Annotated in this window: 9 protein-coding genes and 1 tRNA gene; 6 read left to right on the top strand and 4 right to left on the bottom strand. The window is 68.9% G+C overall.

Going from position 1 to position 13,349, the window contains the following annotated elements; genetic code table 11:
- Window positions 1–27: 27 nt before the first annotated feature.
- The 5 genes from ACVTJA_RS05320 (at window position 28) to ACVTJA_RS05300 (ending at window position 3,747) form a co-directional block, all read left to right on the top strand.
- Window positions 28–1,362 carry a hypothetical protein gene (locus tag ACVTJA_RS05320; protein ID WP_465834335.1) on the top strand — a complete coding sequence of 445 codons (1,335 nt, stop codon included), beginning with the start codon at window positions 28–30 and terminating at the stop codon, window positions 1,360–1,362.
- 33 nt (window positions 1,363–1,395) lie between these two features.
- Window positions 1,396–1,468: transfer RNA gene (locus tag ACVTJA_RS05315), tRNA-OTHER, on the top strand.
- Window positions 1,469–1,505: 37 nt separating this feature from the next.
- Complete coding sequence (locus ACVTJA_RS05310; protein ID WP_465834334.1) at window positions 1,506–1,691, top strand: hypothetical protein; 186 nt, start codon at window positions 1,506–1,508, stop codon at window positions 1,689–1,691.
- Window positions 1,692–1,797: 106 nt separating this feature from the next.
- Window positions 1,798–3,141 (top strand): short-chain fatty acid transporter, encoded by a 1,344-nt coding sequence (locus ACVTJA_RS05305; protein ID WP_465834332.1) that lies wholly within the window; start codon window positions 1,798–1,800, stop codon window positions 3,139–3,141.
- Between the two features lie 99 nt (window positions 3,142–3,240).
- Window positions 3,241–3,747 carry a hypothetical protein gene (locus ACVTJA_RS05300; RefSeq protein ID WP_465834331.1) on the top strand — a complete coding sequence of 169 codons (507 nt, stop codon included), beginning with the start codon at window positions 3,241–3,243 and terminating at the stop codon, window positions 3,745–3,747.
- Window positions 3,748–3,994: 247 nt separating this feature from the next.
- Here ACVTJA_RS05300 and ACVTJA_RS05295 read toward each other — a convergent pair whose 3' ends face one another.
- From ACVTJA_RS05295 to ACVTJA_RS05280, 4 genes are all read right to left on the bottom strand, one after another.
- Window positions 3,995–5,833 carry a DUF4397 domain-containing protein gene (locus tag ACVTJA_RS05295; RefSeq protein WP_465834329.1) on the bottom strand — a complete coding sequence of 613 codons (1,839 nt, stop codon included), beginning with the start codon at window positions 5,831–5,833 and terminating at the stop codon, window positions 3,995–3,997.
- A gap of 102 nt (window positions 5,834–5,935) precedes the next feature.
- Window positions 5,936–8,620, bottom strand: coding sequence for a hypothetical protein (locus ACVTJA_RS05290; RefSeq protein ID WP_465834328.1), 2,685 nt, complete (start codon window positions 8,618–8,620; stop codon window positions 5,936–5,938).
- 244 nt (window positions 8,621–8,864) lie between these two features.
- The gene (locus ACVTJA_RS05285; RefSeq protein WP_465834326.1) at window positions 8,865–9,923 is read right to left on the bottom strand and encodes a Vgb family protein; all 1,059 of its coding nucleotides are present in this window, start codon (window positions 9,921–9,923) and stop codon (window positions 8,865–8,867) included.
- Window positions 9,924–10,036: 113 nt separating this feature from the next.
- Entirely contained in the window at window positions 10,037–11,116 is a 1,080-nt protein-coding gene (locus tag ACVTJA_RS05280; RefSeq protein ID WP_465834324.1) for a type 2 periplasmic-binding domain-containing protein, read from the bottom strand.
- Window positions 11,117–11,940: 824 nt separating this feature from the next.
- Here ACVTJA_RS05280 and ACVTJA_RS05275 point away from each other — a divergent pair.
- Window positions 11,941–13,167: a hypothetical protein gene (locus ACVTJA_RS05275; protein WP_465834322.1), complete on the top strand. Its 1,227-nt coding sequence runs from the start codon at window positions 11,941–11,943 to the stop codon at window positions 13,165–13,167.
- Window positions 13,168–13,349 lie beyond the last annotated feature (182 nt).

Raw genomic sequence — 13,349 nt, 5'->3', positions numbered from 1 at the left:
TCGGGGAACAGGGCTACAGTGGGCCCCATGTCCTCGACACTGCGAGCCCTGTACGACTCCCTCCAGAGGCGTCTGCGCCCGGAAGATGTCGCGGAGCTCGTCCTCGCCGAGCTCGGCCCGGAGCTGTCCCCGGCGGAGCTGGACGTCCTGCAAAAGGCAACACGGGGTTCGCTGAAGCAGGACGTGCTCCAGTTCACCTCCATGGCGCGGGACTTCCAGCGCCCCGTTCCTCCCGCCCGCCAGGCGCGCAAGGCCGTGGAGTTGTTCACCACAGCCGTGCCCCTCTCGGACGAGGACTGCGCCGACGTGGACAAGGTGAGCGCCTTCGTGCAGCACCTCGGAGGTGAAATCCGCAAGGAGCTCACGAAGAGCGACTTCAAGAGTGACCGGCTCACCCGCGAGGCCCGCAAGCGCGCCGGGCTGGAGCTCTCGCGGCGGCGCTACAACAAGCTCTTCCGCTTCCTGGCGCGCTTCGAGCGGAAGCTGGAGACGTACCGCTTCGAGCAGCGCAAGTACGAGGCCACGCGCATCTCCAAGTCGAGCCTGGCCACGAAGATTTCCTGGGCGGATTTCTCGGCCTCGCGCGACGCCGCGTGCTTCATCGCGTACTTCACCGCGCGGCGGAACCGCCGGAGCGTCTTCACCAACACGAGCCAGGACCGCGCCTTCGACGAGATTGGCGAGATGCTCCTGAAGCGCTTCAAGCAGCAGCCCCGCGCGGAGGGGTGGCGAGCCATTGCCCACGTGATGCCGGACATTCTTGTCGTCAGGCACCTTCACGACGCGGACAAGCTGGCGCTCTTCGCCACCTGGCTGTCCGTCCTCCACGACATCGCGGACCTGCTGCGGGTGACGTGGGAGAAGAGTCACTTCAACCGCGAGACGATGATTGTGAAGCGCGGCGACGACTCGAGCACCTGGAATGCCTCGGCCGGGGCCTGGAACGCGGCCCGTCAGGGCTGGCTGGGCCTCGCCCACGTGCTCGGCATGGAGGAGATGGTGGACACCTTCTGCCTGGGCAAGGTCATGCGACTGATGGCCGCGGACGTCGCCTTCTGGCATCGCGAGTCCGGAGGCTCGCTCGAGCCCGACACGGCCGTCTGGGCCGAGCTACCGGCACCGTGGGAGGTGCTCACCGGCCACGCGACGTGCACGCGCGCCGACGTGGAGCGTGCCTGCCGGAAGCACGGCGTGGACCCGGCGGCGAAGGGCTGGACGACGCCGCCCAGGATGCGCCACGCAGTCCCCTTCACGCTGACGCCGGAGCTGGTGCACGGAGTGACTGTTGCGCACCCCGAGCTGGCCCTGGCGCTCAGGAAGGCGGGGTGGTTCTCCGGCAAGCCGCTCAAGCCGAGGGATTGACCGGCCCGCCCGCGCGCGTCACCATGTGAAGGCTCCGGAATAGCTCAGTGGTAGAGCGGCCGGCTCGATTTCCGGCTGGACGCAGGTTCGAGCCCTGCTTCCGGAGCGCTTCTTCCTCCCCAGACGCGGGCGTCCCCGAGCCCATGCTGGTCTTCGACTACTCGCCCGAGCTGTGCGCGCCCATCGACGTGGGGCTCGCGAGTTTCTACGTCTTCCACCCCGTCACCGGCGAGCTGCGTCTCTTCGACCACGATAGAGGCCTGGGGCCCGAGGACCACGGCGACGTGGGCTCGTGCTTCCTCGCCCTGCTCGTGGATGAGCTGACTTGAGCGCCGAGCCAGGCCCGTCGCCATTCTTCGCGGCTGAAGCCCCCGAGTGTAGAACTGCCCTCCCCTGCCCATTCCAGGGCCGGTACCGCACAGGAGCGTCCGCCGCGTGGAGACCCTCGTCCGCATCGCAGAAGGACTCGGCCGTTTCTCCGCGCGCTTCGTGCCCAGCGCCTTCGCCATCGCCGTGCTGCTCAGCCTGCTCACCATGGGCCTCGCCATGGGCTGGGCGGGCGCGGCGCCGCCCAAGGTCCTCGACGCGTGGGGCAGCGGCTTCTGGGAGTTGCTCACCTTCTCCATGCAGATGGCGCTGGTGATGTTCACCGGCTACCTGCTCGCCCTCACCCGCCCGGTACGCGCGCTGCTCGAGCGCGTAGCCGGGCTCGCGAAGTCTCCGCGCGGCGCGGTGACGCTGATGGCCTTCGTCTCCATGGGCCTCGCGTACATCAACTGGGGCCTGTCCCTCGTCGCCAGCGCCATGCTGGTGCGCTTCATGGTGCGCCGCCGGCCGGACGTGGACTACCGGCTGCTCGTCGCGTGCGCGTACTTCGGCCTCGGCGCCACGTGGCACGCGGGCCTGTCCGCCTCCGCGCCGCTGCTCGTCGCCACGCCCGGCCACTTCCTGGAGAAGAGCATCGGCGTGCTCCCCATCGACCGGACGCTCTTCTCCCCCTTCAACGTCGGCCTCACCGTCGTCGTCGTCGCCGGCCTGACGCTGCTCGCCTGGGCCCTGCACCCCAAGCCCGAGAACACGGTGCGCGTGGACCCCGCCGTGCTGGAGAAGCTCGCGGACTTCGTCCCGCCCGAGCGCCCCGCGGAGAAGAGCCCCGCTCTCTGGATGGACCACTCGCGCCTGCTCAACCTCATCTTCGGCGGCCTGGGCCTGTTGTGGCTGGGACGCCACCTGTGGATGAACGGAGGCTGGCGCGCGCTCAACCTCAACGTGGTCAACTTCACCTTCCTCGTGACGGCGGTGCTGCTGCACGGCACGCCCGCGCGGCTGCTCAAGGCCAGCGAGGAGGCCGCCGGCGTGCTGCACGGCATCGTCCTCCAATTCCCCCTGTACGCCGGCATCTACGGCATCTTCAAGGTCACCGGCCTGACGGACCGCATCGGCGAGCTCTTCGTCTCGCTCTCCACGAAGGAGACGTTCCCCGCCATCGTCTATCTCTACAGCGGCGTGGTGAACTACTTCGTCCCCTCCGGCGGCTCCAAGTGGGCCATCGAAGCGCCCTACCTCCTCGACGCCGCGAAGACGCTGGGCGTCGCGCCGGAGAAGGTGGTGCTCGCGTACGCCTGGGGTGACATGGCCACCGACCTCATCCAGCCCTTCTGGGCCCTGCCGTTGCTCGGCGTGGCGCGCCTGGAGTTCAAGGACATCCTCGGCTTCCTCCTGGTGGCGTTCCTGACCTACCTGCCTTTGGTGACACTGGCCTTCTTCCTCTTCGGGTGAGGCCTTGGGCAGACCTGGCCCGTTCCGTGCTAGACAGTTGGCCAGCAAGGCGGGCCCTGGGGGCTGGCCTTCACCAACAAAACGAGGGGACCCCGAATCATGAAGAAGATGCTGACGCGGAGCGTGGTGTGCGCGGTGCTGGGGATGTCGTCGCTGGCCATGGCGCAGGACGCCGCCGAGGCTCCGGCCAAGGAGCCCGCGAAGGTGCCGAGCGCGGACGCGGTTCGCGACACGTGGAACTACTTCTACAAGGGCCAGGGTCAGGGTCCGGTGCTGGTCGAGGCCAAGCTGTGCACCGAGGTGGCCAAGGACGGTCCGAACAAGTTCGAGTGCACCGCCGAGGTCGGCGCCGACGGCCTCAAGGCCGGCACCACCGTGATGCTGTGGCAGGCCTACCTCGTGCCCCAGGGTGACTCCATCGAGGACATCATGGTGCAGACGAAGCAGGGCAACGTCGTGCGCGAGACGAAGGACGTGAAGGTGAAGGGCGAGGGCTGGCGCGCCCGTCAGTGGACCGGCGTGCGCCTCAACAAGCCGGGCAACTGGACGGTGGCGGTGATGCGCGGCGACCAGACCCTCAAGGAGATTCAGGTCAAGGTGAACTGAGACCTGAATCACCGCTGAAGTCCACGACGCCCGCACCGAGCCACGAAGGCCCAGGCGGGCGTCTGTGTTTTTGCGCGCCGCCGCGCGCCGTGGCCCCGCGCCCACGCCCTTACGGGCCCGTGTGGCTGGCGAGCCACGGCGGCGTCAGCGACTCCCGAGGCTCACCCGGGCCCCTGAAGGCAGGCCCGGGTCAGCAGCTCTCGTGGTGCACCCAGGCCCCTGGAGAAGGCCCGGGCCGGAGACGGAATCACGGCGCGAAGAAGTCACTCCCCGACGGCGCCAGCATGGTCCACGACGGCGTGCGCACGTTGGCCGCGCGGAACGTGAGGCCCTCGGCCTGCTCCCAGTCTCCCAGTAGCACGACGATGTGCGGCCGGCTGACCGCCGTGCCCACCGTCACGGAGCGGCTCGACGTGCCGCGCACTCCGAAGAAGGAATAGGTGTTGCCGCTCGTATCCGTGCCGGTCGCCGGAGTGAAGGGCACCCCCTCGGCGGGGCCGCCGATGCTTCCATACGCCACGTCGCTGACGACGCTGGTGAAGGTGCTCCCGCGCGTGCCGTCACCCTGGACGTCGAAGTAGCCGAAGGACACGCCCGTGGCCGGCGAGTTGGGGCTCGCGTTCACCACGCGGATGCGAGCGTCCTGGGCCGAGGGCGCGAAGATGTCCTGGAAGGTGAAGGCGCGCGGTCCCAGGGCGCCCGTCTGCTCCGCACGGCCGCTGATGACCACCAGGTAGCGCCGGCCCGCCAGGAGCGGTCCGGTCTGCACGTCATCCAGGACGGTGGTGGCGACATCGCTGTTCAGGGTGAACTTCAACGGATACCCCGTCGTGGACGCAGGCAGGTCACCCACCGCCGGGTCGGCCTTGAAGGCGAGGTCCACGGCCACGGGGATGTTGTTCGAGTCGTTCTTGTTGAAGACCCGGAGCTGCTCCCCGCCCGACAAGCCGTGGAGGAAGTAGAGGATGGGGTCGCGCTTGATGCGCGCGCCGCCGTTCTTCCCCGAGGGGACCAGCATCAACGAGGTAGAGCCCGGGTCGTCCGAGCTGCGCCGGTCATCTCCGTAGGTGATGGCGAAGTAGGCGGTCCCCGCCTTCAGCGTCTGCGCGGGCAGCGTGAAGCTGGCGGTGCCGCTCACCGAGGGCAGGATGACGTCAGCCTCGCTCGAGCCCGAGAGCACGAGCTGGCGGGTGTCCGCGGGAATGGGCTGACCTGCGGTGCCCTCCGGCGTGTTGTCGGCGGAGAAGGGCGAGACGGTGGAGAACGGGGCGTCCGAGCCGGCCGCGAGCCGGCGCGCGCGGCGCGCGGAGACGAGGTAGTCCCCCGTGACATGGCGCAGCCGGACCTGGTTGGCGGCCACCGTACCGAACTGCTCCTTCAGGGCGAGGAGCTGGGGCCGGTCGAAGCGCGTCGTTCCCTGACGGAACAGGAGGCCGATGCCGACCAGCGTCAGGCGCTCGCCCGCGGCCAGGGACACACCGCTCACCGTCGCCAGGGCCGCGCTCGAGGCCTCCGTGCCGGCGGTGCGGATGGCGAAGCTCAGGTCCGTGCCGGCGGCCACCCGCACATAGTCAGACACGCCCTTGTCGCCGGGCTCCACGCCCGAGAAGAGCTTCTGGGTGCCGCCCAGATAGGCGTCCATCTTGTAGCGGTCCGGCGTCCACTCGGTCTGCGGGTCGGTGGAGCTGCCCTCGTAGAGCACGTTGACGAAGCGGACACAGGCCGTCGTCGCCGTGCAGGGGTCCTCGGGGGGACCCGCGTCGGGCACGCCGCTGTCACCCGCGTCCGGCACGCCGCTGTCACCCGCGTCCGGCACGCCGCTGTCACCTGCGTCAGGCACGCCGCTGTCGCCCGCATCGGGCACGCCACTGTCACCCGCGTCAGGCACACCGCTGTCCGTCCCCGCATCCCTGCCACCGGAGGACTGCGGCACGAGCTCGCACTTCTCATCACGACAGGCCCACTGCTGCCCTTCCGGCGGCTGGCCCTCGTCACTCCGGCAGTCGAACGCGTCCACGCATTCGTCGCCGCACCCGACGCTACCCGCCGCGAGACAGAGGCCGACGGCGAGGAAGAATCCTCTCAAGACATTTCTCATGATGCTGCGCTCCCCTCCCAGGAAGGCTCTGTGTGGTGGTTTTCCTGAAGCGAAACGGGGCGGCCAGCAGTGCGGGCCGCCCCCGCCGGCTCAACGCCTGTCGCACTCACTCCGGAGCGGAGCGACGCGCCCCTGCGAGAGCTCGTCCCGCAGATAGATGAAGGCCATCACGCCCGCGTTGAACTGGGCGCGCTTGAGCCACTCGGACACGGCCGCCGCGTCGGTGCCGCTGCGAATCGCATCGGTCAGCGGATTGTCCAGCGTGCAGATCTCCGTCCACAGCGTCGTCCCGCCAATGGCCCGGATGTTTCCGCTCGGAGGCACCGCCGTGGCGAACACGCCGCGCCGGATGAGGTCGCAGGCGCCGCTCGCCGCGCCCAGCATGTTCGCGCCCCATTCCTCCCAGTCCTTGGTGTCGTTGGAGAAGTCGATGTCCACCTCTCCGTACTTCACCCAGGCCTGCATGAACTCCTCGGTCAGCGGCACGTTGGTGCCACCATCCGCCATCCACACCAGGTACCGGGCGGCGCCATTGAGCCCATACGCCGCCTCGAAGGGCGCCAGGTGGCTCTCGCCCGAGGCGCCGCGGCCGAACAGGCCATACTGCGGGCTGACGAGGTTGGCGACGCGCGCGCCCTGCCACGCCACCAGCGCCTTCGCCGCGCCGCTCTGTCCGTCTCCCGCGCGGCCGTGGCAGTTGGCGCAGATGCCCTGGAACACGTTGGCGCCCGCGGTGGTGTAGTAGAGCTCGCCCCAGGGACGCTTCGGCACGCCGCGCCGGTCCGTCATCCACGACTCAACGGAAGTGGGCGCGGTGGCGGTCGGGAAGGTGCAGACGCCCGGCTTCAGGTCCCACCAGTTGGTGGGGAAGCGCTTCTTGGCGAGCTGCACATGCGCCTCGGTGATGGGGTAGCGCGTCAGGTACTCCCAGGCCCCCTTGCCGATGTGCTCCTTCCAGCCGGGGTTCCGCGGCGAATAGGGGAGCTTGTCGGTGAAGTCCTCGCCCACCCAACGCACGTCCGCCCGGGTATCGCAGTCATTGGCCACGGCGCCGTTCGCCAGCCGCAGCCGCTTCTTCTTCGCGGCGGCCTTCTCCTCGGCCGTCAGCCCTTCATCGGCCTTGGGCCAGTCCAGCGTGGCAATCCAGCGAGCCACCAGCAGCGACGCACGGCAGTCCTTGCCCGGAACGTTGAGGGGCATGTGGATGTTGCGCTCGTTGGTGTCTCGGGCCACGCGCTCATAGAGCGTGCTGACGGGATAGGTACGCCCGAGGTCCACGCCGAAGTCCTCCACCTCCGCCACGTACCGGCGCCGTCCGTTGGTCTCCAGGACGTTGAAGGGCTTCCACCCGAAGAGGATGCCGCCCGCCGAGAGGTCCAGGAACGCCAGCGCCTGGTTGCTCTGGACGGCGAAGCCCTTGGGGTTGTGGCACTGCGCGCAGTTCCCGATGAAGTACCCCTGCAGCTCCAGCTCCTCCTTGCTGCCAGGCGAGCGGCCCTCGGCGGAGGTCTCCAGCTTCGGCAGGTCCGCCGCCGAGCCCAGGCCGGTGATGACGCCGTACTTGATGAGCCGGTCCACCTGGGACAGCTCCTCCTCCAGGATGGTGGCGGCCGGGACCACGCCTCCCTCGCCCGCGGCGCGGCGGTTGAGCTGCAGCGGGGTGAAGCCCAGGACGAAGTTCTGCCCCTCCGAGCCGGTGTGGCAGTTGACGCAGCGGTGCCGGGCGGGAATGGCGTAGTTGCGCGTGGTGCCGGTGCTCTCGTCCGTCTTGTAGGTGAGGACGCGGTCCGCGAAGGTGCTGCCGTCGCGGTAGGTCTCCCGGTGGAGCTCCGCCACCGTCCCCTCCTCGTTCCAGACGTAGGTGCCGAAGACGGCGTCCTGCCACCGCGCACGCGTGACGATGAGGCGCGTCTCTATCTTCCGGTAGCGCACCACGCCGTCGGTGCCCTTCACGTCCTTGAAGAACGTCTTGTAGAAGCGGGTGTTGGGCGGAACCGTGAACTTCTTCGTGGCCGGGTCGTACTGGATGGACTTCCCCTGGGGCACGTGCACCAGCCGCAGCTTCTTGGCGTGGTCCGAGAAGAGCGGGTAGGTCGGCGCGAAGGCGAAGGTGCCGTGGCGGGCCAGCTTCTCGGCGTCGAAGGTGGTGATGTCGGTGTCCGTCTCGGACAGGAAGCGCGGCAGCTCCGTCAGGCCCTCGAACCAGGCGTCCTTGTCCGGGTCGCTCCCGAGTTTGTCCTCGGCCGGGGTGCAGTTGCCCAGGTCGGTCATCGCGCTGGCCACCGCGCTGGCGATGGGGTCCTCCACCGTGACGCCCTGGCTCCCATTCACCGTGAAGCTGCCCTCGGGGCTGCCCTGCTCCAGCCACGCGGAGAGCTGCACGCCCAGCTCCACGGCCTTCTTGAGCTGGTCCGCCGAGGCCACCGGCGGCATCTCGCCCCGCTGGATGCGCACCAGCATGCGCGGCCCCTTGTCCTTCAGGTCATCCCGGGTGGCCGTATAGGAAAGATTGCCCAGGTTGTTGGGCGCCTGGTGGCACGAGCCACACTCGCTGTTCACCCGGGCGGACAGGCTCGCGAAGGTCTCCTGGTAGGCCTGCCGCGGGGCCGCCGGCAGGATGGGGATGCGCTCGTTCGAGCGAGTCTCCTTGCATGAGGGTGGCGCGGGCTGCGGTGTGGGCTCGGGATCATCACTACATCCCGCCAGCAGCGAAACGGCCAGAACTACGACACTCAATGACTGACGTGGGACGAGCAGACCGCGCGCCATCTTCATGGCCAGCGCCTCCTGATTGCTGTCGCTGATGGCGCGGCACCCTACCCCAGGAGTCTGTTTTGTCATGGCAAAACAAGACACCAAGGCCGGAAGCAACGAAGTTTTCACCCCTCCGTGACAAGACATACAAATCCGTCACCCGGTGGCGAAAGCAATTGAATCAGGAACGTCACGGCCCTGGTGCGACGCATTGCGCAGCCAGGGCCGTGAACACCGCATCTACATGTCAATATACGGTGACGCCTCAGGGCGTCGAGATGACGCGAAGCTTGCCGACCTTGTTGCCGGCCCGCTCCGTGAACCAGACATTGCCATCCAGGCAGAAGAATCCGGCCGGTCCAAAGGAGATGCCGGCGGGACGGCTGGACAGCGTGGGGATGGCGAACTCGGTGAAGGTGCCCGAGTACGTGAGGGTGCCAATCTGGTTGGCGCCCTGCTCGGCGAACCACAGGTTGCCATCAGGCCCGATGGAGATGGCCGCGGGGGCGCTGGACGCGGTGGGGATGGCAAACTCCGTCACCACGCCGTCCGGGGTGATGCGGCCCATCTTGTTGCCGCGCTGCTCGGTGAACCACATCGCGCCGTCCAGGCCCGGGGTGATGGCGCTCGGGGCGCTGGAGGCGGTGGGGATGTCGAACTCCGTCACCACGCCGTCCGGGGTGATGCGGCCCACCTTGTTGCCACGCAGCTCCGCGAACCAGATGTTGCCGTCCACGCCGAGCGTGATGGCGCGCGGCTGGGCCAGCGCCGTCGGCACGGGGAACTCGGTGATGACGCCGTCCGGGGTGATGCGGCCGATGCGGTTGCCATTCACCTCGGTGAACCAGACGTTGCCGTCCAGGCCCGCGGTGATGCCGAACGGCGCGGAGCCTGCCTGGGGCAGCGGGAACTCGGTGATGACACCCGAGGGGGTGATGCGGCCGATGCTGTCCGTGGACAGCTCGGTGAACCAGAGGTTGCCGTCGAGCGCGGAGGTAATCTGCTGCGGCGAGGCGCCGGGGGTGGGCAGCGGGAACTCGGTCAGCTGGCCATTCCGGGTCAGGCGGCCAATCTTGTTGCCGGCGGCCATGGTGAACCAGACCTTCAGGTCCGGCCCCACGGTGATGCCCACGGGGTCCGAATCCGGGGCGAGGGCAATCTCCTCCACCGTCCCGACAACGCCGGCCGGCTGGCGGCAGACCCAGGGATGGGGATTGGAGCGGGCCTGAGGAGCCGGGTCCTCGGCGAAGGCGGTGCTGCTGAGGAAGGTGGTGGACGCCACGAGCAGGGACGTCCGGAGCAGGGAGCGGGTCGCGAGACGCATGGGTGTTTCTCCGGGGTGGACGGCGGGAAGCCCAGGCTCCACGACAGACAGGCCAGGAGGGGATGCCCTCCTGGCCCGCTTCCGTCAGGTGTCTGGGATTGCAGCAGTGGTGATTACTTGCAGACGCCGGCGCCGCGGCCGTCGTTGAGAGCGCCGCCGCACTTCAGCGGGTTGTTCGGGTCGCAGGCGATGAAGCCCTGGGCCTTGAGGATGTTCTCGAACTGCGTCTTGCCGGAGCCGTAGATCCAGGCGTAGAGCACGTCCTCCTCGGGGTCACGCGGGTGCGTGGCGGCGGCGTTCTCGTTCAGGAACAGCTTGCGGGACAGCGGGTAGGCGTCGGAGGGCACCGGCGTCTGGAGAATCTTCCGGATGTTGGTCGCGTCCGAGACGATGCCGTTCACCGTGGTCTTCTTGTTGGCCTTGTTCGCGTCCGAGTAGAGGCCGGAGTCACCCGCGTAGCCGATGGCATCTCCGCTGGCGGCGGTCAGCTTGCCGATGCAGGTGGTGGCGCTGTCGGTGGCGGCGCAGGTCGGCGAGTAGGTGGTCGTCTCGTCCTTGACCTCCAGCACGTTGGAGCAGAACGCGTACTTGTCCGTGACGGCGGTCTGGCAGCCGACCAGCGACTTGAAGGTGTCCGTCGTGCCGGACAGGTCGTCGCGGCGGTAGATCTTCAAGGGACGGGTGTCGGCGGCGTTGCCGTTGAGGTCACCCCAGGTCGAGAGGCAGCCCGTGGGGTAGGTCGTGCCCTGCACTCCGTTGGCATCACCGCAGAACAGCTTCTTCGCCTGCGCGATGGTGATGTTGCCGAAGGTGTTGGTGGACTTGACGAACACGTTCACCGCGTCCAGCGCGATGACGTTGCTCTTCTCACCCGTCTGGCAGGGGGTCCGCAGGTCGCGCGACATGGGCGCGAGCGCCTGCTGCTTCGGAGCGCAGAAGCCGGTGGAGCCAGCGCGGATACAGCCCTCGCCCACGCCAGAGCCCTTGCCCTCGTAGATGAGGAAGGCACCGGACGCGGTGATGGCGTTGCTGATGGCGCCCTTCAGGGTGTCGGAGCCGTACACCTCACCGTTGGCTCCCACGCGCTGCTCCGCCGACTGCAGCTCCGGGGTACCCGCGGAGGACTGACCACCGCAACCGACAACCGAGACCGCCACGACGGCGGCGGACATCACCATCTTCATCATCTTCATGGACGACTCCTCAGGTGTTGCACCGGGTTGACACGCCACTCGCCGCCCGTGATGCGTTGGCAAAACGACTCCTCCCCGCGCTGCGGGACCGAGTTGCAAGGAACGCCTTCAGGGGAGGACCATCGAAACCGGGGGACCCCGGATTCGACGGAGCGCAAGGTGCCTCAATGGGCAGACACATGCTGACTCAGTTGCGTCAAATCTCTGCCAGTGCCGCGTCACGGCGCATGCGTCACATCCCCGCAAGTGATTGCATGAACGCAAGCGTGACAAACCATGCAACGCTTTACGCGCCCGCCACGCGGCCCGTAGCGGCAACCCCATAGCAAGGGCAACCCGGCCACATGCACCACCGCCGCCCTACAGTGGAGGAGCACAGTGTCCGCGCCCGGACACGTGGGGCGCGTGGGCCACGGCTGCCCGCCGTGCGCTTCCCGCCTGCCCTGCTGGCGGGGGAGTCCGTCGCTTTTTCCCCGCCGTTCTCCGGCGGACAGGGAGTTTTTTCAGCAATCCAGACACCCGCCCTGTCCTCGGGAGCAGGGGGCCCCGCGCTTTCAGAGGGAAGCCGCGCCGCGACACATGCTGGCAATACCCTTGCACTGGAGACGCCACGGTTGAAGGGCAGGGGGCTGTCGGGCAGGGGTGGGGGAGAGGCCGGGGCGGTGATGGGGTGGCGGCGGTGGACATTCGGGGTGTGCGCAACAGGACTTCTCCTCGTGGGGTGCGGGGAGAAGGCGCTTGCGTCACCGCGTGCCCAGGGTCTCGAGGTAGCGGGGTCGGTCGGTGGCGAGGGCGAGGGAGTCATTGCGTGGACGCGGCCGCTGGTGCTCGGGGACAGCGAGCCGCCGCACACCGTGGTGGCCCCCGACGGGGACGTCCTCGTCGCGGCGACGTACCGGGAGCCTTTGGATGTCGGGGGAGGCCCCCTGCCCTTCAACCATGTCTCCACGACGCCCCACCTGCTGGTGGCGCGCTTCTCGCCGGACGGTGTCCTGCGCTGGGCCCATGGCCTGGTGCCTCGCGAGGGCGCGGCACGCGCGCGGGTGGGCGGGCTCGCCGTGGACCGTGAAGGCCATGCGTGGCTGGGGGGCACCTCGGCCGGCTTCCAGCTCGGCGGGCAACGATTGCCGGAGGGCCCCTTCGTGGCGCGGCTGTCACGCGAGGGCGCCCTGGAGCGGGTGAGAGGCTTCAGCGGCGACGGCGTGCTCGCCGTGCAGGCCCTGACGGCGGATGGCGAGGACGGCGTGGTGCTGGTGGGAGACTTCACCGGGCACCGCGACTTCGGAGACGCCACGCGCGAGGCGGGCCACGGCCGGGCCGCCTTCGCGGTGCGCCTGGACGCCAACGGCGGCACGCGCTGGAGCCGCGCCTGGAGCGCCGGACACGAGGGGCTGGTGACGGCGCGGAGCGTGGCCGTGGACCTCTTCGGCAGCATCCACGTCGCGGGCGGCTACGCGGGCAGGGTGTCCTTCGGCGGCTCCACCTTCGTCACCGTGAGGCAGCGCACGCCCTTCGTCCTCAAGCTGTCCGCCGACGGCCAGCATGCGTGGAGCCGGGATTTGCGCGGCGCGGAGGGCATGGCCCACGCGGTGGCCGTGGGGCCGGACCGCGTCTTCGTCGGCGGCAACTTCACCGGGCGCTTCTACTTCCACGGAAAGCCTCACACGGCCGGCGGCTACCAGGGCTTCCTCGCCGCCTTCAACGCGGGCGGCCAGGAGCGCTGGGCCCGCTCCTTCGACGCCACCACCAGCGCCATGGCCACCGACGAGTCCGGACAGCTCACCGTGGCCGGCACGCATGACGGCGCGCTGAACCTGGCCCCCGGGCGGAGCCGCACTCCCAGTGGACTCTACGTGGCCCGGCTGCTGCCGGAGGACGGGACTTCACTCTGGGTTCGAGGCTTCACGCACCCCGGCGCTGCCCTCGCACGCACCGTCTCGGTGGACCCGGCCGGGCACACCCTCGTGGCCGGCGCCCTCGCGCGCGCTCTCCCCGAGGGAACTTCGTACCCGCGGCCCCAGGACGGCTTCCTCCTCCGCCTGAGACCCTGAGTAAAGAGGCGCGGGTGACTCCTGGGGTGGTTGGAACCCCGTATTCCCAGGGAAGTCGGGCCGTTTGAGTGCATGCGGGCCCCCGGGAATTCGACTTTGCAGTCTCGTCCATGTTATTCGCGGGTTCGCCTTCAGGGCGTGTCACTCGCGCCGTGAAGGGCGAGGCTGTGCTGAAGCGCAGG

It is taken from the genome of Pyxidicoccus sp. M6, assembly GCF_055568925.1.
The sequence above is the reverse complement of the archived record's forward strand: the minus strand, read 5'-3'. Positions and strand labels throughout refer to the sequence as shown.